The organism is Kribbella sp. DT2 (genome assembly GCF_049844575.1).
Lineage (GTDB): Bacteria > Actinomycetota > Actinomycetes > Propionibacteriales > Kribbellaceae > Kribbella.
The window spans coordinates 865,990-887,473 of record NZ_JBNCLH010000003.1; the positions used below are offsets into that span (position 1 = coordinate 865,990).

The window sequence follows — 21,484 nt, forward strand, 5'->3', positions numbered from 1 at the left end:
ACCGTGCGGGCGACCCGGAGCACCTGAGACCTAGGAGATCCATGAAGAGCGACATCCACCCGACGTACGTCGACACCAAGGTGACCTGCACCTGCGGCGCGAGCTTCGACACGCGCTCGACGTCCGAGACGGGCTCGATCCACGCCGACGTCTGCTCGCAGTGCCACCCGTTCTACACGGGCAAGCAGAAGATCCTCGACACCGGCGGCCGGGTCGCCCGCTTCGAGAAGCGGTACGCCAAGAAGTAGTTACCTCACCGCGCGCCGGTTCGCGACCCCTTCGTGGGGTCCGCGAACCGGCGCGCGGTTTGTGTTGTCCCCACCCGAAGGCCCACGGAAGGAGTGACCGATGTTCGAAGCGGTGCAGAGCCTCAAGGCGGAGTACGCCGAGCTCGAGCGGCAGATGTCGGACCCCGAGCTGCACTCCGACCAGGCCAACGCCCGCCGGGTCGGCAAGCGGTACGCCGGGCTGGCGCCGGTGGTGCGCGCGTACGACGAGTGGCTGCAGACCGCCGACGACATCGAGGCCGCCAAGGAACTTGCCCACGAGGACCCGGCGTTCGCCGACGAGGCCGTCAAGCTGGAGGCCCGGCACGACGAGCTGACCGAGAAGCTGCGGATGCTGCTGGTGCCGCGCGACCCGAGCGACGACAAGGACGCGATCCTCGAGATCAAGGCCGGTGAGGGCGGCGACGAGTCGGCGCTGTTCGCCGGGGACCTGCTGAAGATGTACCTCAAGTACGCCGAGACGCAGAACTGGAAGACCGAGGTGCTCGACTCCGCCGAGTCCGACCTCGGCGGGTACAAGTCGATCACGGTCGCCGTGAAGGCCAAGGGCACGCCCGAGCCGGGCGAGGCGCCGTACGCGAAGCTGAAGTTCGAGGGTGGCGTGCACCGGGTCCAGCGGGTGCCGGTGACCGAGTCGCAAGGCCGGATCCACACGTCCGCGGCCGGCGTCCTGGTGCTGCCCGAGGCCGAGGACGTCGACGTCGAGATCGACCAGAACGACCTGCGCATCGACGTGTTCCGCTCGTCCGGCCCCGGCGGGCAGAGCGTCAACACGACCGACTCGGCGGTGCGGATCACCCACCTGCCGACCGGCATCGTGGTCTCGATGCAGAACGAGAAGTCCCAGCTGCAGAACCGCGAGCAGGCGATGCGCGTCCTGCGGTCGCGCCTGCTCGCCGCGGCCCAGGAGACGGCCGACCAGGAGGCCTCCGACGCCCGCCGGCTGCAGATCCGCACAGTCGACCGGTCCGAGCGCGTCCGCACCTACAACTTCCCGGAGAACCGCTTCTCCGACCACCGAGTCGGCTACAAGGCGCACAACCTGGACGCGGTGCTCGGCGGCGAGCTGGCGCCCGTGATCCAGGCCCTCACCGACGCGGACATGGCCGCCCGGCTGGACGCGGTCGACACCCACCAGTGAACGCTCGCCAGCTGATCGCCGCCGCCACCGAGCGGCTCACCGAGGCCGGTATCGCCTCACCCGAATACGACGCCGCCGAGCTGCTCGCCTTCGTGGCGGGCGTCTCCCGGCTCCAGCTCGGCCTGGCCGACCTCACCGACGACCAGCTCGAGCAGTACGACGTACTGGTGGACCGTCGCGCCCAGCGCGAACCCCTCCAGCATCTGACCGGTACGGCGGCCTTCCGCTACCGGGAGCTGGTCGTCGGCCCCGGTGTGTTCGTCCCGCGTCCTGAGACCGAGGTCCTCGTCGGCTGGATGCTCGACCGGTTGAAGGACGTCGAGGCGCCGCTCGTGGTCGACCTGTGCAGCGGCTCGGGTGCTATCGCCGGGGCGGTCGCGACCGAGCGCCCGGACAGCACGGTGCACGCCGTCGAGCTGTCCGCGGAGGCGTGCGTCTGGGCCCGCCGCAACCTCGCCGGCACGGGCGCGACCCTGCACGAGGGCGACATCGACGGCTGCCTGCCCGAGCTCGACGGGCAGGTCGACGCGGTGATCGCCAACCCGCCGTACATCCCGCTGACCGCGTGGGAGTCCGTCACGGCCGAGGTCCGCGACCACGACCCGGCGCTCGCGCTATGGTCCGGCGACGACGGCCTGGACGAGATCAAGGTCGTCGCGGCGACCGCGGCCCGCCTGCTCAAGCCTGGCGGCTGGTTCGGCTGCGAGCACGCCGACGTCCAGGGTGACTCCGCTCCGGCGATCTTCGCCGCGACCGGCCAGTTCACCGAGGTCCGCGACCAGCTCGACCTCGCCGCCCGCCACCGCTTCGCCACCGGCCGCCGGATCTGACCCAACACACCAGCCGCCGCGTCTGACCCAGGACGCCGGCCCCCGCTTCGCCACCGGCCGCCGGGTCTGACCCAGGACACCGGCCGCCGCGCCTGACCCGCAGGCGGTACCGACCGACAGGAGGTCATGACCTCTTCGGGTCTCTCGGGACCGCCAGACGTCCGCCACACGCCTGAGATCCCCCGCGCCGGCCGCCTCCGCCGGGACACCTCCTGTCGCTCGGTACCCCAGCCAGCCGTGCCACCCCGCCCGGCAGAGTCCGCCTATCCAGCCATACCCGCACTTTGTGCACTGGCCGGTCAGTGCGGGCCGCAGACTGTGGCTGGGCGGTGCTCAAAGTGGGCTCTGGACGAACCCCGCGCGTACTCCGTACGCCGCGCAGACCCCGCGCCGGTGGGCGCACTGCTGGCGACCGGAGAAGGACGTGCAGGCGGTGGTGGGGGAAGGAGGCGCGGGCGGGTGGTGAGGAGGGACACCTGGGCGGGTGGTGAGGAGGAACGCGCGGGCGGGTGGTGGGGAGGAAGCGCAGGCGGGTGGTGGGAATGAGGCACAAGCGGGTGGTGGGGCCACCGGCTCGCCAGGGCCGGATCCGGCACGGGCACTGCCTGGCGGATCGGCTCTGGGCGGCAGCTGCCTAGTGCCGGACGGACACGGTGGGTCGGCAGCCTCGGGCGGGGGCTACTCGTAGACGACGAACTCCGGGCGGGGCTTCAACGCCATCACCTGGGCGGGCGTCATCAGCGGGCCGTGCCGGGTGTCTTCCTGGTAGAAGAGCTTGAAGCCCGCGTGCACGCCGGGAGCCATCGTCGGCGTGAGCTTGCGCCAGGTGGACTCCTTGTCGGCGCGGTTGCCGATGCCGTCGACGGACTTGATCGTGACGACACCGGGCTGCTGCCGGAAGCCCTTCTCGTCGCTGAGGATGCGCGACGAGAGCTGGTGGAAGACGAAGACCTTCTCGGGCAGGTTGTTGGCCTTGACCAGCCCGGACAGGTACGTCGCGATCGACGTCAGCTCGGCGCCCGTCGTCCGGCCGAAGACGCGGCCGGGGACCTGGCCGGGACCGACCGCCCACTCGGGGTCGAAGGCCAGCCCGACGTCGGGCTCCTTGAGCCACTTCTCCAGCCGCTTGATCTCGGCCAGCGAGTCGGCGCGACCGGGCTGGACGTCGAGCAGCAGCAGCATCTTGTGCTTGCGCGCGGTGTCCAGGTAGGGCTGGATCTTCTCGTCGCTGAGGCGGCTGCGGTACTGGCCGTCCTTGCCGGCGTGCCCGTTGGCGATCACGACGATCAGCTCCATCACGGGCAGCGGCGTGCGGCCACCGGCGTACGGCGTCGCGAGCTTCTCCAGCTGGGCGGCCTTGGCGTCGATGTTCTTGTCGAGCGGACCCAGCGCGGGGGAGCCGGGCAGGCCGACGTACCCGACGAGCTGGTGCTGGGGGAAGATCGTCCGCCCGCCGCGAGGCAGCTCACCTTCGGTCGGTGGAGCAGGGGTCGGGGTCGTCGACGTGCTGCTCGGGGTGGTCGCCGGAGGTTTGGCCGGCGTCGGGCCCGCGTCGGCAGGGTCGTCGCTGCAGCCGGTGAGAAGGCCGAGCAACACTGCGGTCGCGCTCAGGACGGGTAGCTTGCGCACCGGTCAAGGGAACCACGCGCCGCCGTCAGAACAAGGCCCCGGCGTGTCACAGCCGGCGCACTGTCATCATGAAGTCGCCCTCCGTGAGATCCGTCCTTGAGGAGCCCTGCCGATGTCGCTGCTCACGACACTGATCGCCGTACTGGCTGCCGGTGCTGTTCCGCTGTCCCCGCTCGCGCCGACCGAGACGATGCCGGGCCTGACCCTGGAGGGCGAGGCCAAGCCGCTGAAGGCGGACATCGCCGACGCGACGATCGCCGCCAACCCGATCGTCTGCGAGGGCGACGGCAAGGCCGGCAAGCGGGTCCAGGTGATGTACGCGCGGGAGGCACCGCAGGCGTCGCGGCTGGCGCTGTTCGTATCGTCGTTCCGTGCCTGGTCGCACGAGATCGACGCGGCGTACAACGACAGCGCCGCCCAGACCGGCGCCAGCCGGCACGTACGCTTCGTCACCGAGGCGGCCAGTGGTGACTGCCGGATCACCGTGCAGGAGGTGGTCCTGCCGACCGGCAGCCTGGACACCTGGGACACGATGATCACCGCCCTGCAGAAGCTCGGGTACAAGGACCCCAACCGCAAGTACCTGGTCTTCGCCGACGCCAAGAAGGCCTGCGGCCTCGGCACCCTGTACGGCGACGACCGGCCCGGCCCGGACAACGCCAACAACCGCAACACCGGCTACGCCCGGGTGGACGCGTCGGCGAACTGCTGGGGCTTCAACGCCGCCGCCCACGAGCTCGGCCACACCTTCGGAGCGGTCCAGAGCTCGGCACCGCACTACAACGGCCACTGCAACGACGAGTGGGACCTGATGTGCTACGGCTCCGGTACGACGGTCGTCTGCCCGGAGAAGGACAACGACCGGCTGCTGGACTGCAACAAGGACGACTACTTCAGCACCGACCCGACGCCCGGCAGCTACCTCGCGACGCACTGGAACGTCGCCAACAGCGACTGGCTGATCAAGAACGCCGTACCGGACGCTCGGCCCGGTCCACGCCACGGGCAGGTCTACGAGTTCGTGAACCCGGCGACCGGCGGTGCGCTGGGAGTCGCCTCCGCGGACAACCTGGCCTTCGTGTCGAGGCAGCCGGCGACCGGCGCGACCAGCCAGCAGTGGCGGTTCCAGTACGCGACCGGGTGGCAGCTGCAGAACGTCAGCAGCGGCAAGTGCGCCGACAGCGCCTACAGCGGCACCACACCGGGTACGGCGGTCCTGCAGTACACCTGCAACGGCCAGGACGGTATGCGCTGGACGCTGCATCCTTTGGGCGGAGACCTGTACGGCGTACTCAACACGCTGACCGGCCTCGCCGTGACCGATGCCGGGGGCAACCAACGGGTGACCCAGCAGACCTTCACCGGAGCTGCCAACCAGACCTGGCAGCTCCGGCAGGTCGACTAGCCGACGTACGCGTCGATCTCGGCGAGCAGGTAGTCCTTGACGGACTGCTCGGCGAACGAGACCCGGACGGCGGTGCGGGCGAGCTCGGCGGCGCCGGCCTCGTCCAGCTTCAGCAGGTCGGCGGCGACGCCGTACTCGGTGACGAGGTCGGTGCCGAACATCGGCGGGTCGTCGGAGTTGATCGTGACGACCAGGCCGGCGTCGACCATCGCCGGCAGCGGGTGCTCGGCGTACGAGGCGACCGCCTGGGTGGCCAGGTTCGAGGTCGGGCTGACCTCGAGCGGGATCCGGTGCTCGGCCAGGTAGGCGACCAGCTCCGGGTCCTGCATCGCCGACGTGCCGTGGCCGATCCGCTCCGCCTTCAGGTCGCGCAGCGCGTCCCAGATGGTCTGCGGGCCGGTGGTCTCACCGGCGTGCGGGACGCTGTGCAGCCCAGCGGCCAGCGCCTGCTCGAAGTACGGCGCGAACTGCGGCCGCGGTACGCCGATCTCCGGGCCGCCGAGCCCGAAGGCGACCAGGCCGTCGGGGCGGATCTTGGTCGCGATCCGCAGCGTCTCCTCGGCGGCGGGCAGCCCGGCCTCGCCGGGGATGTCGAAGATCCAGCGCAGCGTGACGCCGAGCTCCTTCTCGGCCGCCGTCCGGGCGTCCTCGATCGCCTCGCAGAACGCCTCGGCGGCGATCCCGCGGACCACCGACGTGTACGGCGTGACGGTCAGCTCGGAGTAGCGGATGTTCTGCGCCGCCATCTCGCGGGCGATCTCGTAGGTGAGCAGGCGGACGTCGTCCGGGGTCGAGATCAGGTCGACGACGGTCAGGTAGACCTCGATGAACTTGCCGAAGTCGGTGAACGTGAAGTACTCCGCCAGCGCGGCCGGGTCGGCCGGCACCGGCGAGCCCGGGTGCCGGGCGGCCAGCTCGGCGACGATCCGCGGCGACGCGGACCCGACGTGGTGGACGTGCAGCTCGGCCTTCGGCAGGCCGGTGAGGAAGTCGCGGGACAGGGTCATGGGGCCTCCCGGCCTGGACTGAGGAGTGAAAGGAGCGAAGCGACTGGAGCGACGAGGGAAGGACGGGAGTTCCAGCCCCATGACCCGCCGAGCGAAGCGAGGCATCAATACAGTCATGGCCGGAATCTTTACAGGAAAGTCCTCGGCCCACCCGCATTCCTGACAATCAATTGTCAGAGAAAACCTGGCGCTGCCCCGATGCGGGTCGGTGACCGGGGGAGTGGCACGATTCACTCCGTGAGCGAGCGCTTTGACTTCACCGGAGACGAACTGGCGCCGGCCTATCGCGCCGCCGTGGACGCGATCGAGGCCGGTGACCTGGTGGTCCTGCCGACCGACACCGTGTACGGCCTGGCCGCGGACGCCTTCAAGGCCGACGCGGTGCAACGGCTGCTCGACGCCAAGGGCCGCGGCCGGGACATGCCGCCGCCGGTGCTGATCTCGGTGGTCGAGTCGCTGGACGCGCTGGCGACCGACGTCCCCGAGGACGGGCGGAAGCTGTGCGAGGAGTTCTGGCCCGGACCGCTGACGGTGATCTGCCACGCGCAGGGCTCGCTGATGTGGGACCTCGGCGACACCCAGGGCACGGTCGCGCTGCGGGTGCCCGACCACGAGAACACCCGCGAGCTATTGTCCCGGACCGGACCGCTCGCGGTCAGCTCGGCCAACCTCAGCGGTCAGCCGGCGGCGCTCGACGTGTACGACGCCGAGGCGCAGCTGGCGGAGTCGGTCGCGGTGTACCTGGACGGCGGCGAGGTGACCGGCGGGCAGCCGTCCACGATCGTCGACCTGACCGGCGAGGTGCCGCACGTGGTGCGGATCGGTGCGCTGTCGATGGACGACATCCGCAAGATCGTCCCCGAGGCCACCACCGACCTGGAAGCAAAAGAAGAAGATCTTCAGGACAAGCCAACTGAAGAAGCCGTTGCGGCGTCCACAGAGGAGCCGGGTAAGCCGGCCGACGACGAGAAGCCGACCGACGGCAAAACCGATGTGAGGCCTGCGGACTAGTGCGCGAGTATCTGCTCGTTCTCTTCGTGGCGATGGCCACGACCTTCCTGCTGACCGGACTGGCCCGCAAGATCGCGCTGCGCTACGGAGCGGTCGCGAAGGTCCGGGCGCGGGACGTGCACAAGGTTCCGATCCCGTACTTCGGTGGCGTCTCGATCCTCGGCGGCCTGATCGCCGGCTACCTGGTCGCCTCCAGCCTGCCGTTCCTCGGCAACAGCCTGCAGGTCGCGCACGACGCCCGCGCGATCCTGATCGGCGGCGTGGTGATCTGTGCGGTCGGCGTGATCGACGACCTGTACGAGCTCGACCCGATCACCAAGCTCGCGGGCATGGTGCTCGCGGTCGGCGTGATGATCGTCCAGGGCATCCAGCTGTTCTGGCTCCCGCTGCCCGGCGGCATCCTCTCGCCGCCGCCGGCCCAGCTCGCGGTCGTCACCGCCGGCATCCTGCTGGTCTCCTGCAACGCGGTGAACTTCGTCGACGGCCTCGACGGCCTGGCCGCCGGCGTCACCACGATCGGCGCGGGTGCGTTCTTCACCTACTCGTACCTGCTGAACGTCGAGCAGAACCTCGACCGCGCGACCACCTCGACCCTGATCACCGTCGCCCTGGCCGGTGCCTGTCTCGGGTTCCTGCCGCACAACTTCTGGCCGGCCAGGGTTTTCATGGGCGACTCCGGTTCACTGCTGATCGGCCTGATGCTGGCCGCGTCGACGATCAGCCTGACCGGCCAGATGGACCCGAACGCCGTCCCGTACGAGGTCGGCGGCTCGAGCCTGCTGCCCGCGCTGCTCCCGCTGATCCTGCCGATCGCGGTGCTCGCGATCCCCGCGCTCGACCTGACGATGGCCTACGTACGGCGTACAAAGGCAGGCCGGTCACCGTTCGCCGCGGACAAGCTCCACCTCCACCACCGCCTCATGCAACGCGGCCACTCGCACCGCCGGGCCGTCCTGCTGATGTACCTCTGGACGGCCCTGATCGCCTTCGGTGTGGTCGTTCTGGGCCTGCTGCTGGACTGGTGGACGGTGCTCATCGTGCTGGCCGTGACGATCACCGCGATCGTCCTGACGACCGGCCTCCCACGCCGCTCGAGCCGCAAGCTCGCGAAGGTCTGAGCGGTCCAACCGGGGACCAGACCAGTCGCCTGTGTGGGCTACCGATAGGGTGTGCGCGTACAGGGGCAGGGACTCGTTTTGCTGACGGTGCAGACTTTGTGCTAGTTTTCACAAGCACCAGCAAAGTACAGCGTGACCCCTGACCCCGCCCACCCGACGACCGAGGGCAAGAATCCCGGTCGCCAGCAGGACGGAACCACCAGATGGCTCCCCATCGAAGCACCGACGAACCAGCCGGCCAAGCCACTCGGCACCCGGCTCTGGCGATGTTGCGCGGCGCGGTTGTCGCCGCCGTCGTCGTCGGGGTGAACGCGGCCGCGATCGCCACCGTCGCCGCCGGCGTCGAAGGGCTGTGGGGCGCACTGCTCGGCCTGCTGATGGTGATGATCTTCTCCGGCGCCGGCCTGTTCGCGCTGCACCTGTCGCGGCGGGCCAGCCCGACCGCCCAGCTCGGCATCGCGATGGCCTCCTACACCGGACGGATCGCGATCTTCGGCGGTCTGCTGGCCGTCGCCCTGAACTCCGAGAGCCTGGCCGCCAACGTCAACCTCACCGCGCTGGGTGTCAGCGCGATGGTGGTCGTGATGGGCTGGATGGCCGGCGAGATCTGGGCCTGGTCGCGGCTGCGCATCCCGATCTACGACCTCGACCACGAGGTAACGGCATGAGCACCGTCCGTAGTGCTCGGGTAAGCCGTTTCCCGTTCGTGACAAAGGGTGTGGCGCACCGCACGGGCACCGATGTGACCCGGCGTGTCGCCGACTGGTACCTTTCGGGTGCCGATGAGCCAGCAACGCGATCCGAAGCCGACACCCGACACCTCGGGCGACGGCTGGCGGGTCCTGTCCTACCTGATCGGCGGTGTCCTGGTGTACGGGGGCATCGGCTTCGGGCTGGATCGCTGGCTGGGTACGCAGTTCCTGCTGCCGGTGGGCATCGTCCTCGGCGCCGGACTCACGATTCTGATGTTGCACTTCCGGTACGGGCGCTCCTGAGCTCTGCCGGGTCTGACGTTGTTGACCGCCTTGCCCTGAGCCGCCCTGCCGCACGTCCCAGCCACAGGGCGAACGACTTGAGCACGACGCGAGAGGAGACCCGGTGATCGCCGGCGTTTCGACCGAGTTCAACCCACCCGGTCCCGAAGACTTCCAGCTGCCGCCCATCTTCTCGGGCGTGGAGTGGTTCACCAAGCCCGTCCTGGTGGCGACGCTGACGGTGATCGTCATCGTCTGGTTCTTCTGGGGCGCTTCCCGCAAAGCCGCGGTCGTGCCGAGCAAGCTGCAGTTCGCCGGCGAGCTCGGGTACAACTTCGTCCGCAACTCGATCGCCCGCGACGCGATCGGCAGCGCCGAGCACATGAAGTACGTGCCCTTCCTGCTCGGTCTGTTCTTCTTCATCCTGCTGAACAACGTCGCCGCGTCGATCCCGTTCATCCAGTTCCCGACGTTCAGCCACATCGGCTGGGCCTACGCCGCGGCCGCGCTGAGCTGGATCATCTACAACGCGGTCGGGATCAAGAAGAAGGGTCTCGGCGGCTACCTCAAGCACCAGACGATGCCGGCCGGCGTGCCGGCCTGGCTGATGCCGCTGATGATCCCGATCGAGTTCATCTCCAACATCCTGGTCCGGCCGGTCTCGCTCAGCCTGCGGCTGTTCGCGAACATGTTCGCCGGTCACATCCTGCTGCTGGTGTTCGTGCTCGGCGGCGAGTACATGGTGTTCGAGACCGGCAACATCCTGCTCGGTGGCGTCGGCATCGTGACCTTCCTGATGGGTCTCGCGATCGCCGCACTGGAGCTGTTCGTCCAGTGCATCCAGGCCTACATCTTCGTCGTGCTGACCGCGCAGTACATCGGCAGCGCGATCGCCGACGAACACTGATCGGCACCCCCCCAGATCCCGTAGCAACGGAAACCCGGATAGCTCCCTATCCGTACCGAAAGGAACACACTGCAATGAACGCTCTCGAGATCTCCGGCAACATCGCCGTCCTCGGTTACGGCCTTGCCGCGATCGGCCCGGGCGTCGGTGTCGGTCTGATCTTCGCTGCTGTCATCAACGGCACCGCGCGTCAGCCCGAGGCGCAGAGCAAGCTGCAGTCGATCGCCTGGATCGGCTTCGGTGTGACCGAGGTTCTGGCGATCATCGGTATCGCGCTCGCCTTCGTCTTCCGTACCTGATCGCCTTCTCCATCGACTGACAGGATTCAGACATGATGACGTTAGTGCTCCCGCTCAGCGAGCCCGGCGCAGGTCCGAGCCCGCTGATGCCGCACACGGCCGAGATCGTCTTCGGCCTCGTCTTCCTGATCCTGCTGGCCATCGCCTTCGCCAAGATCGTCGTTCCCAAGTTCGAGAAGGCGTACGCCGATCGGACCGCGGCGATCGAAGGCGGGATGAACGAGGCCAAGCAGGCCCAGGCCGAGGCGAAGGCGGCCCTCGACAAGTACAACGCGCAGCTGGCCGAGGCTCGCTCGGAAGCTGCGAAGATCCGCGAGGACGCGCGTGAGCAGGGTGCGCAGATCATCGCGGAGATGCGTGAGCAGGCGAACGTCGAGTCCGAGCGGATCGTGACCCACGCCCGGACCCAGATCGACGCCGAGCGCACGCAGGCGGTCGCCTCGCTGCGCAGCGAGGTCGGCTCGATGGCCACCTCGCTGGCCGGCCGGATCGTCGGGGAGTCGCTCGAGGACGAGGCGCGTCAGCGTCGTACGGTCGAGCGTTTTCTCGAGGAGCTCGAGTCGAGCGAGTCCGCCCGTCAGGCTGTCGGAACGGACGGCTGATGCGCGGCGCTTCGAAGGAGTCACTCGCCCGGGCCGAAGAGGCCCTGGCGGGTGTCACCGTCTCCGAGGGCCTCGGCGCCGAGCTGTTCTCGGTCGCCAAGGTGCTCGACACCAACGGGTCGCTGCGCCGGGCGCTGACCGACCCGGCCCGCGGGACCGAGAGCCGGACCGGCCTGGTCCGGCAGCTGTTCGGCGGCAAGATCTCCGACCAGGCGCTGGAGATCCTCACCGCCGCCGCGGTCGGCCGCTGGGTCAGCGGCCGGGACCTCGGGGACGCGCTGGACGACCTCAGTGTTCAGGCCGAGGTCGCCTTCGCCGACGGGCAGCGCAAGCTCGACGAGCTGGAGGACCAGCTGTTCCGCCTGGACCGCGTGGTCGCGGTCGAGCGGGCGCTGGCGAGCAAGCTGAGCGATCGCACCATCCCGCTGCAGGCCCGGCAGGAACTGATCGGCGGACTGCTGCAGGGCAAGGCCGACGACGTCACGGTGCGGCTGGTCGAGCGCGCGGTGGACGGCCGGGGCCGTGGCTTCGCCGGTGCGATGCGGGCCTACCAGGTCGCCGCGGCGGCCCGGCGCAGTGCCAGCATCGCGACCGTTCGCGCCGCCACCGACCTGACCGAGGCCGAGCGTGACCGCCTGGCCGAGCTGCTCGGCCGGCAGTACGGACGGCAGATCCAGCTGAACGTCATCGTCGACCCCAGCGTCGTCGGCGGCGTCCGGGTGGACATCGGTGACGAAGTGATCGACGGGACCATCGCGGCCCGCCTCGACGAGGCGCAGCGGCGCATCGCGGGCTGACCCCTTAACGATTAGCAGGCGCTAAGGGTCGGCAAAGCCTTTAGAGCCACAACAGGCCAGCAAGGTCAAGGAAGCAGGGAAGCACAATGGCGGAGCTCACGATCAGGCCGGAGGAGATCCGGGACGCCCTGGATCGCTTCGTCTCCAGCTACGAGCCGGAGACGGCGACCCGCGAAGAGGTCGGCACCGTTGTCGACGCCGGTGACGGCATCGCGCACGTCGAGGGCCTGCCCTCGGCGATGACGAACGAGCTGCTCGAGTTCGAGGACGGCACCCGGGGCATCGCCCTGAACCTGGACGTCCGCAACATCGGTGTCGCCGTTCTCGGTGAGTTCGACGGCATCGAGGAGGGCCAGCAGGTCCGCCGGACCGGACAGGTCCTGTCGGTCGCCGTCGGTGAGGGCTACCTGGGTCGCGTCGTCGACCCGATGGGCCGTCCGATCGACGGTCTCGGCGAGATCAAGGACCTCGAGGGCACCCGCGCCCTGGAGCTCCAGGCGGCCGGCGTGATGGACCGCCAGGAGGTCCGCGAGCCGCTGCAGACCGGTATCAAGGCGATCGACGGCATGATCCCGATCGGCCGCGGCCAGCGTCAGCTGATCATCGGCGACCGCAAGACCGGCAAGACCGCGATCGCGATCGACACGATCATCAACCAGAAGGCCAACTGGGACTCCGGCGACCCGAAGAAGCAGGTTCGCTGCATCTACGTCGCGATCGGCCAGAAGGGCTCGACGATCGCCTCCGTGCGCGGCGCGCTCGAAGAGGCCGGCGCGATGGAGTACACCACCATCGTGGCCTCCCCGGCGTCCGACCCGGCCGGCTTCAAGTACGTCGCGCCGTACACCGGTTCGGCGATCGGCCAGCACTGGATGTACCAGGGCAAGCACGTCCTGATCGTGTTCGACGACCTGAGCAAGCAGGCCGAGGCCTACCGCTCGATGTCGCTGCTGCTGCGTCGCCCGCCGGGCCGTGAGGCGTACCCGGGTGACGTCTTCTACCTGCACAGCCGTCTGCTCGAGCGCTGCGCGAAGCTGAGCGACGCGCTCGGCGCCGGCTCGATGACCGGTCTGCCGATCATCGAGACCAAGGCCAACGACGTCTCGGCGTTCATCCCGACCAACGTCATCTCGATCACCGACGGCCAGATCTTCCTGCAGTCGGACCTGTTCAACGCCAACATCCGGCCCGCCATCGACGTCGGTATCTCGGTGTCGCGAGTCGGCGGTGCCGCGCAGGTCAAGGGCATGAAGAAGGTGTCGGGCTCGCTGAAGCTCGACCTCGCGCAGTTCCGCGCGATGGAGGCCTTCGCGATGTTCGCCTCCGACCTCGACGCGACCTCGCGCCGCCAGCTGGACCGCGGTCAGCGTCTCGTCGAGCTGCTGCGCCAGCCGCAGTACTCGCCGTACCCGGTCGAGGAGCAGACGGTCTCCATCTGGGCCGGTACGACGGGCAAGTTCGACGACGTCCCGGTCGAGGACGTGCTGCGCTTCGAGCGTGAGTTCCTCGACTACCTGCGCCGGGACTCCAAGGTCCTCGACGCCGTCCGGGAGAGCGGAAAGTTCGAGGACGACTCGGCCCAGGCCGTGGAGTCCGCGCTGGAAGCCTTCAAGCCGACCTTCCAGACCACCGGCGGCGAGCTGCTCGTCGGTCGTGAGGAGACGAAGGCCATGGACGAAGAGGACGTCGAGCAGGAGCAGATCGTCCGGCAGAAGCGGGGCTGATCAACCCATGCCAGCCAGTCTGCGGCAGCTTCGTGAGCGTCGGGCCTCGGTCTCGACGATCAAGAAGCTGACCCGCGCGATGGAGCTCATCGCGGCGTCCCGGATCGTCAAGGCGCAGCAACGCGCCCAGGCGGCCGGTCCGTACGCGCGTGAGCTCACCCGTGCCGTGTCGGCGGTGGCGACGTTCTCGAACGTCGACCACCCGCTGACCACCGAGAAGCCGAACCCCAAGAGGGCAGCGGTTCTCCTCATCACCGCCGACCGCGGTCAAGCCGGTGCCTACTCCACCTCGGTGATCCGCGAGGGGGAGCGGCTGAGCCAGCTGCTGCGCGAGGACGAGAAGGAGATCGTGCCGTTCCTGAGCGGCCGCAAGGGGATCGCCTACTACACCTTCCGGCAGCGCGAGGTCGCGCAGTCGTGGAGCGGTGACTCCGACGCGCCGTCGTTCGCCCGGGCCCGGGAGATCGCCGACGCGCTGATCGAGGCCTTCCTGACCCCGACCGAGGAAGGCGGCGTGGACGAGATCCACATCGTCTTCACCCGGTTCGTGTCGATGCTGACCCAGCGCCCGGACGTGATCCGGCTGCTGCCGCTGGAGGTCGTCGAGGGCGAGGAAGCACTGGCCGACGACGACGTACTGCCGCTGTACGAGTTCGAGCCGTCCGCCGAGGACGTGCTCGACGGACTGCTGCCCAAGTACGTCGCCAGCCGGATCCACTACTGCATGCTGCAGGCGGCCGCTTCCGAGCTGGCCAACCGGCAGCGCGCGATGAAGTCCGCGACCGACAACGCGCAGGACCTGATCGAGCGCCTGACGCGTGAGGCCAACCAGGCGCGTCAGGCCCAAATTACCCAAGAAATCAGCGAGATCGTCGGTGGCGCTGGCGCGCTGGCCGATGCCAACGCCGGGAGCGAGTGAGAGAGATGACTGCCACGGTTACCGAGAACAACAACGAGGCGGGCGCCCGCGGCGTCGGTCGCGTCGCCCGGGTGATCGGCCCGGTCGTCGACGTCGAGTTCGCTGCGGACACGATGCCGGACATGTACAACGCGCTCGAGGTGGACATCACCCTGGGCGACGTCACCACGACGATCACCCTCGAGGTCGCGCTGCACGTCGGCGACAACATCGTCCGGGCGATCTCGATGAAGCCCACCGACGGCCTGGTCCGCGGTGCCGAGGTGCGCAACACCGGTGCGGCGATCTCCGTCCCGGTCGGCGACGTCACCAAGGGCCGCGTCTGGTCGGTCACGGGCAAGTGCCTGAACCAGGACGAGTCCGAGTTCGAGATCGCCGAGCGCTGGCCGATCCACCGCAAGGCCCCGGCCTTCGACCAGCTCGAGTCCAAGACCGAGATGCTGGAGACCGGCATCAAGGTGCTGGACCTGCTCACGCCGTACGTGCAGGGCGGCAAGATCGGCCTGTTCGGCGGTGCGGGTGTCGGCAAGACCGTCATGATCCAGGAGATGATCTACCGGATCGCGCACAACTTCGGTGGCACCTCGGTGTTCGCCGGTGTCGGTGAGCGCACCCGTGAGGGCAACGACCTGATCGGTGAGATGGAGGAGGCCGGCGTCTTCAAGGACACCGCGCTGGTCTTCGGTCAGATGGACGAGCCGCCGGGCACGCGGCTTCGCGTCGCGCTGTCGGCCCTCACGATGGCGGAGTACTTCCGCGACGTGAAGGAGCAGGACGTGCTGCTCTTCATCGACAACATCTTCCGCTTCACCCAGGCCGGTTCCGAGGTCTCCACGCTGCTCGGCCGGATGCCGTCGGCCGTTGGTTACCAGCCGAACCTCGCCGACGAGATGGGCGTGCTGCAGGAGCGGATCACCTCGACGCGTGGCCACTCGATCACCTCGATGCAGGCGATCTACGTGCCCGCCGACGACTACACCGACCCGGCGCCGGCCACCACGTTCGCGCACCTGGACGCGACCACCGAGCTGTCGCGTGACATCGCGTCGCGTGGTCTGTACCCGGCCGTCGACCCGCTGACCTCCACGTCGCGGATCCTCGACCCGCAGTACATCGGCCAGGAGCACTACGACGTGGCCGTCCGGGTGAAGCAGATCCTGCAGAAGAACAAGGAGCTGCAGGACATCATCGCCATCCTCGGTGTCGACGAGCTCTCCGAGGAGGACCGCATCACCGTCGCCCGCGCGCGCCGGATCGAGCAGTTCCTCTCGCAGAACACCTACATGGCGGAGAAGTTCACCAACACGCCGGGTTCGACGGTCCCGCTGAAGGAGACCATCGAGTCGTTCAAGAAGATCACCGAGGGCGAGACCGACCACATCGCCGAGCAGGCCTTCTTCAACACCGGCTCGCTGGACGACGTCGAGCGGCGTTGGGCCGAGCTCCAGAAGGAGCTCTGACCATCTGATGGCAGAAGACTCCGGCAAGCACCTCGAGGTCGCGCTGGTCGCGGCCGAGCGGGTGGTCTGGGAGGGGCAGGCGAAGATCGTCATCGCCCGCACCACCGACGGCGACGTCGGCATCCTCCCGGGCCACGCCCCGCTGCTCGGACTGCTGCAGGGCGGTACCGTCCAGGTGCGGACCCTCGACGACGAGTACTTCGTCGCCGCCGCGCCGGACGGGTTCATCTCGGTGGCGAACGACCGGGTCTCGATCCTGGCCGAGAACGCCGAGATGGGTCACGACATCGATCTCGAGGAAGCCAAGCGCGCCCTCGAGCAGGCTCAGGCCGCCGGCACCGACAGTGCCGACGAGCAGGAGCAGGTCCGGGTGGCCGAGGCCAGAGTCCGGGCCGCCGAACAGGTGTCCTGACCGCACCTGCAATAATTGAACATCGTCACAGTCAGTACGGTTCTGGGCCAGCTGGTTCGGAGTAGGTGCCGCTCAGTCGCCGGCATCAGGAATGAGGTCGGCATATGAGGACAGTCCTCGATGTGGTCGGGGTCTGTTTCCTTGCTGCCGTACTGCTGGTAGTCGCTTTCGCGTGCCGTCGTCGCTGGTTGTCCAGGGACGGCGGCACGTTCGACTGCAGCCTCCAGCTCGCCGAGAAGGACCACGGCCGCGGCTGGGCCCTCGGCCTGGCCCGGTACGTCGGTGACGACCTCCAGTGGTTCCGGGTCTTCAGCCTGGCCTGGTGGCCCAAGCTCGTCGTCAACCGCCGCCAGCTCCAGGGCGTCACCACCCGCCGCCCCGTCGGCAACGAGCCCCTCGTCACGTACGCCGGGCACGTGATCGTCGACGCCGAGCTCCGCGACCGGACGGTGCACTTCGCGATGACCGAAGAGGCGCTGACCGGCGTACTGGCCTGGATGGAATCTGCTCCACCCAGCAGCCAGACGTACCACTAGCCCCAGCTGTAGCGCGTCTGGGAGAACTCGGTGCCGTTCCCGTACGCGAAGGCCAGGGTCGGCCCGACACGGTAGAGCTGCACCTCACCGGACCGCAGCGCGTCGCCCATCCGGTACCAGGTCCCGTCCTCGCGGGTCAGGTGCCAGCCGTACGCCTGCTCGAACGCCTCCGCGGCGGCGGTCCGGTCGTCCGGGTCGGTGACGAGGGCTGCCTTGCCCTCGATCACGTAGTCCGTGCCGGTCAGCGTGTTCGTGCCGGTGCTGAGGATGCAGTGCGGGTTGGCCGCGAGGTTCTTCGCCTTCTGCTCGTTCCCCCCGGTGGCGAACCACAACGCGCCGTACGCCCAGACCGCCAGCAGCGGCGTCGCGTGCGGCCGCCCGTCGGTGCGCACTGTCGTGAGGGAGAACTTCTGCGTCCGTCGGAGCGCCTCGACGGTCAGCTCCCACGGGATCGCCGTCGCTCCGGGGGCGGAGAACGGTCCCAATGTGGTTTCGGTCGGGCCGGCCATGAGTTCCTCCTGGTCTGGACGCATCCTTCACCGTACTCACGGCACGGCTCGGCCTGGTGCGTTTCGGTCGGGCGACTAGGGTCTTTGTATGACGGGCATCTTGCTGGAGCTGGATCTGACTCGGGGTGTGCTGGAGACGGCGCCTGGTTCGCCGCTGGCAGCGTTCAGGGCGCGGCACCTGCCGACGGTGCGGGAGCTGGTGGTCGGGCTCCGGAAGGCGGCGCGGGACGAGCAGGTCGTCGGGCTGGTCGCGCACGTGGGTGGACCGCCGCTGTCGTTGGCCAAGGTGCAGGAGCTGCGGGCCGCTGTCGCGGGGTTCCGGGCGGCGGGGAAGCGGGCCGTCGCGTGGACCGAGTCGTTCGGCGAGGTCGGCGGCGGGACCGTGCCGTACTACCTGGCGTCGGGGTTCGACGAGGTGTGGGTGCAGCCGTCGGGGGAGTTGGGCATCACCGGCGTCTCCGTACAGGCGACGTTCGTCCGGGGTGCGCTGGACAAGGCGGGAGTGATCCCGCAGTTCGGCAAGCGCCGGGAGTACAAGACCGCGGTCGACACCTTCACCGAGAAGGAGATGACCGGGCCCGCCCGCGAGATGGCGTCGCGGCTGGCCGAGTCGTCGTACGGGCAGATCGTCGCGGGGATCGCGGAGGGGCGGGAGCTGACCGCCGAGCAGGTCCGGGCGCTGGTGGACCAGGCGCCGCTGAGCGCCGAGGCGGGGCGTGAGGCCGGGCTGGTGGATCGGCTCGGGTACCGCTCCGACGTGTACGACGAGCTGCACAAGCGGTACGGCGACGAAACGACCGCGCTGCTCGTCGAGCGGTACCACCGGCGCGGCCCGCGCACCGTGCACGACGTGCTCGATCAGCTCCCGTGGCCGCCGAAGCCGGCCGTCGCCGTCATCCGGGTCACCGGCGGGATCACCGTCGGCCGCAACTCCGGAGGTGGGCCGCTCGGCGGTCCCCGGACCGGCTCGGACACCGTCACGGCCGCGCTGCGCGCCGCGGCCGACGACGAGAAGATCAAGGCCGTCGTCCTGCGGATCGACAGCCCCGGCGGCTCGTACGTCGCCTCCGACGCGATCCGCCACGAGGTCCTGCGGCTGCGCTCGACCGGCAAGCCGGTGATCGCGTCGATGAGCAGCGTCGCCGCGTCCGGCGGGTACTTCGTCGCGATGCCCGCCGACGTGATCGTCGCGCAGCCCGGCACGATCACCGGCTCGATCGGCGTCCTGTCCGGCAAGGGCGTCGTTCGCGACGCGCTCGGCCGGGTCGGCATCACCCAGCAGGCCGTCTCCGAGGGCGAGAACGCCCGGATGTACTCCGCGCAGGAGGAGTTCTCCCCGGCCCAGTGGGAGCGGCTGGAGGAGACCCTCGACCGCATCTACACCGACTTCGTCGCCAAGGCCGCCGACGACCGCGGCCTCGCGGTGGACGCGCTGGAGGCCCTGGCCCGCGGCCGCGTCTGGACCGGCGCCGACGCCCACGAGCACGGCCTCGTCGACGAGCTGGGCGGCTTCGAGCACGCCCTCCAGCTCGCCTGCGACCGAGCCGGCCTCAACCGCGACGAGATCGCCGTCGCGGCTGTCCCCAACCGGTCGTTCGTGGACCGCCTTCGCCCGCCGACGTCGACGGAGGACCTGGCCGTCACCGCCCAGCCCCTCACGCTCGACGGTTTGGCCACGTCGGTCTACACAGCGCTCGGCCTGCCGCCGTACGGCGTACTGACGATGCCGCTCAACTGGTCCGTGGTGTGACCCTGGGAAAGGCCTCGTGGTCGAACGCGGCGCCGGTCTCGAGCTGCAGCGGGTCGGTCACCGGGTGGGGTGCGCCGGTGTAGGTCGCGGCGGCGTCCATGTAGATGTTGACGTGGGCGAAGCGGGCCTGGGCGGTGGTGTTGGGCAGCGCCATGTGGCCGGTGAAGCCGCTGTGGAAGGTGCAGTCGCCGGCCTTGAGGGGGAGCGTCACGCGGGGCGCCCAGCGGAGGTCCGGCGCTCGGGTGAAGAGGTCTTCCTCGTTGGAGAGGTCCTGGGGCTGCAGGTCGGTGACGGTCTGGGTGCCGGGCAGGAACGTCATGCATCCACGCTCAGGCGGTACGTCGACCAGCGCGATCCAGGCTGACAGCGGGAGCCGGTCGCTGGCGTGCGGCCAGTACGGCCGGTCCTGGTGGAAGTGCGTGGCGGCGTTGCTGTTCGGCTCCTTCACCAGCATCTGGTCGTGCCAGATCCTGAGCGGGAACCCGGCGAGCCGCTCGGCGGTGGCGGCGATCTTCGGGTGGAGGGTGAGCTCCTTCAGCACGTCGTCGTGGCGCCAGACGTTGACGAGCTGGCTGAAGATCGCGTCCTGCTGGAGACGGTCGGCGCGGTGCTCCTCGAGGTAGCCGGTGGCGCGGGTTCGGTAGCGCTCGACCTCGTCGGGGGTGAGCACCCCGGGGACTCGGACAAATCCGTTCGTACGGTACTCCGCAACGATGTCTGTCATGCCTCTACGGTCGCGTTTCCTGGGCCGGGAGACCAGACCGATCCCGACCGACCGTCGTACGATCCTGACATGCGCGAAACGTTGCACGAGGCCAGCCTGTTCCAGGGCGGGCCGGTTTGGGGCGGTGTTCACGTGCTGACGTCGGGCGTCGCTCCGCACGCGCACGACTTCCTCGAGCTCGCCGTCATCGGCCGAGGCGCGGGTTTCCACCAGACCAGCCAAGGCTCGGACGCCGTCCGGCACGGCCAGGTGCTGATCCTTCGCCCCGGCCCTTGGCACGCCTTCACCCGTTGCCAGGACCTGACGGTGGCCAACTGCTGCATCTCACCCCGAGGCCTCCGTACCGAACTCTCAGCCCTGCAACAGATCCCGCTCTTCCGCGACCTGCTCTGGACCACCCCGACCATCACTCATCACGGCGTAGCCACCATCCAGGTCACCACCGAAGCCGCGGACGCCGCCATCGCCGAGATCACGCAGCTGACCACGCCGGTGAGCCCCGGCCTCGCTCTGGCCCGCCTGGTCACCGTCCTTGCCACCCTCGCCGACGGCCGCCCCTCAGCGCCCGCGACCCCAGCTGTCCACCCGGCCGTCACCACCACCATCACCCACTTCGAGTCATCCCTGTCCCACCCCTGGACCCTCGAAGCGTTGGCCGCCCTCACCAACCTCAACCCCGCCTACCTCAGCCGCCTCTTCAAACAAGCCACCGGCCTCAGCCCCCTCGCCTACCTGGCCCGCCTGAGAGCCGAACAAGCCGCCCTCCTCCTCACCGAATCGGCCCTCCCCGCCTCCCGAGTAGGCGCCGCCGTAGGTTGGCCCGACCCGACGTACTTCGCCCGCCGCTTCCGCACGCTGATGGGTTTGACACCAAGCCAGTACCGCGCCAGCCAGGTAAGCACGGACTGAACCAGACAGGAACCACACACGATGTGTTCCTGTCGCCCTGTCGAACGCGCTCGGAATTGCAGCTTTTGACACTTCCCAGCCATACGCAGAGGTGAGGTTCCGCCCACAGACTTTTGGGGACAGCCGTCCGTGTCGTGTGGGGGATCACATGTCGTTCGTACGTCGTTCCGTCCTGCTGCTCAGCGGGATCAGCCTGCTTTTGTCCGGCCTCGCGGTTCCAGCGGTAGGCGTCGGCCGCGATCAGCCGACTCCGAGCCCGAGCTCGCGCCCTTCGACTCCGCAGTCCTCGAGCAAGATCCCCGAAGCAATCCCGACCGGCAAGGGGACGAGCTACGACTACCGCTTCGCGGGCGTCGCGGGGAATCGGCAGGCGGCGGTCCAGGTCACCCCCGCCATCCCGGAGCGGGGTGTCGTCCGCGGCGAGGTGATCCTCGACAAGACGCTGACGATCAACCAGAACGCGACGGAGACCCTGGCGATCTCCCGAGCCGCGACAGGCTATGGCGCGGTTCGGTCGACGACGTCCTGACGGTC

Annotated in this window: 24 protein-coding genes; 20 read left to right on the forward strand and 4 right to left on the reverse strand. The window is 69.1% G+C overall.

Annotated features, from left to right (window positions below):
* Window positions 1-41: 41 nt before the first annotated feature.
* The 3 genes from rpmE to prmC all read left to right on the forward strand — a co-directional run bounded on the left by rpmE (window position 42) and on the right by prmC (window position 2,258).
* A complete protein-coding gene (gene rpmE / locus ACLQ2O_RS17465; RefSeq protein ID WP_425832459.1) occupies window positions 42-248 on the forward strand; it encodes a 50S ribosomal protein L31 in 207 nt (68 codons plus the stop codon).
* A 100-nt stretch (window positions 249-348) separates the two neighbouring features.
* The gene (gene prfA, locus ACLQ2O_RS17470) at window positions 349-1,428 is read left to right on the forward strand and encodes a peptide chain release factor 1 (RefSeq protein WP_425832461.1); all 1,080 of its coding nucleotides are present in this window, start codon (window positions 349-351) and stop codon (window positions 1,426-1,428) included.
* A complete protein-coding gene (prmC, locus tag ACLQ2O_RS17475; protein WP_425832463.1) occupies window positions 1,425-2,258 on the forward strand; it encodes a peptide chain release factor N(5)-glutamine methyltransferase in 834 nt (277 codons plus the stop codon). The genes prfA and prmC overlap by 4 nt, the downstream gene beginning before the upstream one ends.
* A gap of 678 nt (window positions 2,259-2,936) precedes the next feature.
* Here the strand turns inward: prmC and ACLQ2O_RS17480 are convergent.
* A complete protein-coding gene (locus ACLQ2O_RS17480) occupies window positions 2,937-3,887 on the reverse strand; it encodes a hypothetical protein (RefSeq protein ID WP_425832465.1) in 951 nt (316 codons plus the stop codon).
* 112 nt (window positions 3,888-3,999) lie between these two features.
* Between ACLQ2O_RS17480 and ACLQ2O_RS17485 the strand changes: the two genes are divergently transcribed.
* On the forward strand, window positions 4,000-5,292 hold the full coding sequence (locus ACLQ2O_RS17485) for an RICIN domain-containing protein (RefSeq protein ID WP_425832467.1): 1,293 nt from the start codon (window positions 4,000-4,002) through the stop codon (window positions 5,290-5,292).
* Here ACLQ2O_RS17485 and ACLQ2O_RS17490 read toward each other — a convergent pair.
* A complete protein-coding gene (locus ACLQ2O_RS17490) occupies window positions 5,289-6,299 on the reverse strand; it encodes an adenosine deaminase (protein WP_425832469.1) in 1,011 nt (336 codons plus the stop codon). The genes ACLQ2O_RS17485 and ACLQ2O_RS17490 overlap by 4 nt on opposite strands.
* A gap of 237 nt (window positions 6,300-6,536) precedes the next feature.
* On the opposite strand from ACLQ2O_RS17490, the gene ACLQ2O_RS17495 reads away from it, so the two are divergent.
* From ACLQ2O_RS17495 to ACLQ2O_RS17555, 13 genes are all read left to right on the forward strand, one after another.
* Entirely contained in the window at window positions 6,537-7,310 is a 774-nt protein-coding gene (locus ACLQ2O_RS17495; RefSeq protein WP_425832471.1) for an L-threonylcarbamoyladenylate synthase, read from the forward strand.
* Window positions 7,310-8,428: a glycosyltransferase family 4 protein gene (locus ACLQ2O_RS17500; protein ID WP_425832473.1), complete on the forward strand. Its 1,119-nt coding sequence runs from the start codon at window positions 7,310-7,312 to the stop codon at window positions 8,426-8,428. The genes ACLQ2O_RS17495 and ACLQ2O_RS17500 overlap by 1 nt, the downstream gene beginning before the upstream one ends.
* A gap of 203 nt (window positions 8,429-8,631) precedes the next feature.
* Window positions 8,632-9,096 carry a hypothetical protein gene (locus tag ACLQ2O_RS17505; RefSeq protein ID WP_425832475.1) on the forward strand — a complete coding sequence of 155 codons (465 nt, stop codon included), beginning with the start codon at window positions 8,632-8,634 and terminating at the stop codon, window positions 9,094-9,096.
* A gap of 114 nt (window positions 9,097-9,210) precedes the next feature.
* Entirely contained in the window at window positions 9,211-9,423 is a 213-nt protein-coding gene (locus tag ACLQ2O_RS17510) for an AtpZ/AtpI family protein (RefSeq protein WP_425832477.1), read from the forward strand.
* A gap of 103 nt (window positions 9,424-9,526) precedes the next feature.
* Entirely contained in the window at window positions 9,527-10,309 is a 783-nt protein-coding gene (gene atpB, locus ACLQ2O_RS17515; protein ID WP_425832479.1) for a F0F1 ATP synthase subunit A, read from the forward strand.
* A 74-nt stretch (window positions 10,310-10,383) separates the two neighbouring features.
* Window positions 10,384-10,608: an ATP synthase F0 subunit C gene (atpE, locus tag ACLQ2O_RS17520; RefSeq protein WP_425832481.1), complete on the forward strand. Its 225-nt coding sequence runs from the start codon at window positions 10,384-10,386 to the stop codon at window positions 10,606-10,608.
* Window positions 10,609-10,640: 32 nt separating this feature from the next.
* Window positions 10,641-11,210: a F0F1 ATP synthase subunit B gene (locus ACLQ2O_RS17525; protein ID WP_425832483.1), complete on the forward strand. Its 570-nt coding sequence runs from the start codon at window positions 10,641-10,643 to the stop codon at window positions 11,208-11,210.
* A complete protein-coding gene (locus ACLQ2O_RS17530; RefSeq protein ID WP_425832485.1) occupies window positions 11,210-12,007 on the forward strand; it encodes a F0F1 ATP synthase subunit delta in 798 nt (265 codons plus the stop codon). The genes ACLQ2O_RS17525 and ACLQ2O_RS17530 overlap by 1 nt, the downstream gene beginning before the upstream one ends.
* Before the next feature lie 86 nt (window positions 12,008-12,093).
* Window positions 12,094-13,731, forward strand: coding sequence for a F0F1 ATP synthase subunit alpha (gene atpA, locus ACLQ2O_RS17535; RefSeq protein ID WP_425832487.1), 1,638 nt, complete (start codon window positions 12,094-12,096; stop codon window positions 13,729-13,731).
* 7 nt (window positions 13,732-13,738) lie between these two features.
* Complete coding sequence (locus ACLQ2O_RS17540) at window positions 13,739-14,650, forward strand: F0F1 ATP synthase subunit gamma (protein WP_425832489.1); 912 nt, start codon at window positions 13,739-13,741, stop codon at window positions 14,648-14,650.
* A 5-nt stretch (window positions 14,651-14,655) separates the two neighbouring features.
* Entirely contained in the window at window positions 14,656-16,110 is a 1,455-nt protein-coding gene (gene atpD, locus ACLQ2O_RS17545) for a F0F1 ATP synthase subunit beta (RefSeq protein WP_425832491.1), read from the forward strand.
* Window positions 16,111-16,117: 7 nt separating this feature from the next.
* Window positions 16,118-16,522: a F0F1 ATP synthase subunit epsilon gene (locus ACLQ2O_RS17550; protein ID WP_425832493.1), complete on the forward strand. Its 405-nt coding sequence runs from the start codon at window positions 16,118-16,120 to the stop codon at window positions 16,520-16,522.
* A 104-nt stretch (window positions 16,523-16,626) separates the two neighbouring features.
* Window positions 16,627-17,058, forward strand: a complete 432-nt coding sequence (locus ACLQ2O_RS17555; RefSeq protein WP_344179057.1) for a DUF2550 domain-containing protein — start codon at window positions 16,627-16,629, stop codon at window positions 17,056-17,058.
* On the opposite strand, the gene ACLQ2O_RS17560 is transcribed toward ACLQ2O_RS17555, so the two are convergent.
* Window positions 17,055-17,567: a pyridoxamine 5'-phosphate oxidase family protein gene (locus ACLQ2O_RS17560; RefSeq protein WP_425832495.1), complete on the reverse strand. Its 513-nt coding sequence runs from the start codon at window positions 17,565-17,567 to the stop codon at window positions 17,055-17,057. The two genes, ACLQ2O_RS17555 and ACLQ2O_RS17560, sit on opposite strands and share 4 nt — an antisense overlap.
* An 88-nt stretch (window positions 17,568-17,655) precedes the next feature.
* Here ACLQ2O_RS17560 and sppA point away from each other — a divergent pair, with 88 nt between their 5' ends.
* Window positions 17,656-19,317, forward strand: coding sequence for a signal peptide peptidase SppA (gene sppA / locus ACLQ2O_RS17565; RefSeq protein WP_425832497.1), 1,662 nt, complete (start codon window positions 17,656-17,658; stop codon window positions 19,315-19,317).
* Here sppA and ACLQ2O_RS17570 read toward each other — a convergent pair.
* On the reverse strand, window positions 19,298-20,041 hold the full coding sequence (locus ACLQ2O_RS17570) for a phytanoyl-CoA dioxygenase family protein (protein ID WP_425832499.1): 744 nt from the start codon (window positions 20,039-20,041) through the stop codon (window positions 19,298-19,300). The genes sppA and ACLQ2O_RS17570 overlap by 20 nt on opposite strands.
* A 69-nt stretch (window positions 20,042-20,110) precedes the next feature.
* Here ACLQ2O_RS17570 and ACLQ2O_RS17575 point away from each other — a divergent pair, with 69 nt between their 5' ends.
* Both ACLQ2O_RS17575 and ACLQ2O_RS17580 read left to right on the forward strand, forming a co-directional pair.
* Window positions 20,111-20,950: an AraC family transcriptional regulator gene (locus ACLQ2O_RS17575; RefSeq protein ID WP_425832501.1), complete on the forward strand. Its 840-nt coding sequence runs from the start codon at window positions 20,111-20,113 to the stop codon at window positions 20,948-20,950.
* A 148-nt stretch (window positions 20,951-21,098) separates the two neighbouring features.
* Window positions 21,099-21,479: a hypothetical protein gene (locus tag ACLQ2O_RS17580; protein ID WP_425832503.1), complete on the forward strand. Its 381-nt coding sequence runs from the start codon at window positions 21,099-21,101 to the stop codon at window positions 21,477-21,479.
* Window positions 21,480-21,484: the final 5 nt, after the last annotated feature.